Annotated in this window: 2 protein-coding genes; one reads left to right on the top strand and one right to left on the bottom strand. The window is 70.8% G+C overall.

Going from position 1 to position 1,659, the window contains the following annotated elements; genetic code table 11:
- Positions 1–119 precede the first annotated feature (119 nt).
- Positions 120–833, bottom strand: a complete 714-nt coding sequence (gene bdcA / locus VQ02_RS32265; RefSeq protein WP_048448358.1) for an SDR family oxidoreductase — start codon at positions 831–833, stop codon at positions 120–122.
- Positions 834–909: 76 nt separating this feature from the next.
- Between bdcA and VQ02_RS32260 the strand changes: the two genes are divergently transcribed.
- Entirely contained in the window at positions 910–1,512 is a 603-nt protein-coding gene (locus tag VQ02_RS32260; RefSeq protein ID WP_048448357.1) for a TetR/AcrR family transcriptional regulator, read from the top strand.
- Positions 1,513–1,659 lie beyond the last annotated feature (147 nt).

The raw sequence follows: 1,659 nt of genomic DNA, 5'->3' as shown, positions 1-1,659 counted from the left end.
TCATACCCTCGCGCCTTCGCATCGACACGTCGATGCGAATGAGTCCGGCGCATCAGCGCCGGCGCCCGTTCGGGCTTGCCTTGCGCCTCCGAACGGGTCCGTTCGAAGGCGCGGCGGTATCAGGCGCCGAAGCCGCCGTCGATCGTGTGCATCGCCCCGGTCACGAAGCTCGCCTCCGGCCCGGCCAGCCAGGTCACCAGTCCCGCCACGTCTTCCGGCCGCCCGTGGCGCTTGAGGGCCATGACGGCGTGCTGGATGTCCTTCATCGGCCCGTCCGCCGGGTTCATGTCGGTGTCGATCGGACCGGGCTGCACGACGTTCACCGTGATCCCGCGCGGCCCGAAATCCCGCGCGAGCCCCCGCGCCATCCCCTGCAAGGCCGACTTGCTCATCGCGTAGGCCGACAGGCCGGGAAACGGGATCCGATCCCCGTTGACGGAGCCGATCACGATGATCCGCCCGCCCTCCGGCATGCGCCGCGCCGCCTCGACCGCGGCGTGGTAGGGCGCGTTCACGTTGATCCGGATCAGCCGGTCCACGTCGTCCGGATCCTGCTCCAGCGGGTCGCCGAACGCCCCCACCCCCGCATTCACCACCAGAACGTCCAGGGGCCCGCTCTCGCGCACCCGCGCGATCACCGCGTCGCGATCCGCGCTGTCGGTCATCGCCGCGGTGGCGCCCGTCTCCCTCGCCAGCTGCTCCGCCGCGTCGCGCGAGCCCGCATACGTGAAGGTCACGGCCGCGCCCTCGGTCGCGAAGCGGCGCACGATCGCCGCCCCGATCCCCCGGCTCCCGCCGAGCACGAGAACGGACTTACCCTGAAAACCGGCCATCGGCTCCTCCTTGAGGCTTAAGTTAGTGCGCACTACATAAATCAGGCAACCGACCGGTCAAGACATTTTTGTATCGATGCCTACAAAATTAGCGCGCCCTCGCGGCCGTCCCCGCCGCTTCGACCCTGATCAGGCCATCGCCACCGCCCAGTGCCTGTTCCACGCCCGCGGCTACGACGCCGTCAGCGTCGCCGACCTCACCGAGGCACTCGGCATCAACCCTCCCAGCTTCTACGCCGCCTTCGGCAGCAAGGCCGGCCTCTACGCCCGCACCCTCGGCCACTACACCGAGACCAAGGGCGTCCCGCTGGCCGAACTCCTGCGCCCCAGTCGCCCCGTGGCCGAGGCCCTCGCCGCCGTGCTGGAGGAAGCGGCTCGCCGCTACGGTGCCGATCCGTCGGCCGCCGGTTGCCTCGCCATCGAGGGCACCCGCTGCAACGACCCGGCGGCACGGGACGTCGCCCGCGCCCTCACCGCGGCGGCCGAGGACACCATTCGCCGCTTCGTCGCAGCCACCCACCCAGAGGCGGCCGGACGCCTGTCCGACTACGTCGTGACCATGATGGTCGGCCTCTCCACCATGGCCCGCGAGGGCCACGGCCCGGAGCGCCTGCTTGCCACGGCCCGGTTCGCGGGTCTCGTCCTCGCGCACGCGATCCCCGCCGAAGCGCCTCGCTGAGCAGGGCTTCGCTGGCTGCGCGAGGAGTCATACCCTCGCGCCTTCGCATCGACACGTCGATGCGAAGGCGTCCGGCGCATCAGCGCCGGCGCCCGTTCGGGCTTGCCTTGCGCCTCCAAACGGGTCCGTTCGAAGGCGCTGCGGTAT

The sequence above is a fragment of the Methylobacterium variabile genome, from assembly GCF_001043975.1.
GTDB lineage: Bacteria > Pseudomonadota > Alphaproteobacteria > Rhizobiales > Beijerinckiaceae > Methylobacterium > Methylobacterium variabile.
This window is presented reverse-complemented; position numbering and strand designations above follow the sequence as displayed.

Excerpts from the sequence above, each read along its gene's own strand:
- VQ02_RS32260 (WP_048448357.1), top strand. The coding sequence starts at position 910 with ATGCCTACAAAATTAGCGCGCCCTCGCGGCCGTCCCCGCCGCTTCGAC.
- bdcA (WP_048448358.1), bottom strand. The coding sequence starts at position 833 with ATGGCCGGTTTTCAGGGTAAGTCCGTTCTCGTGCTCGGCGGGAGCCGG.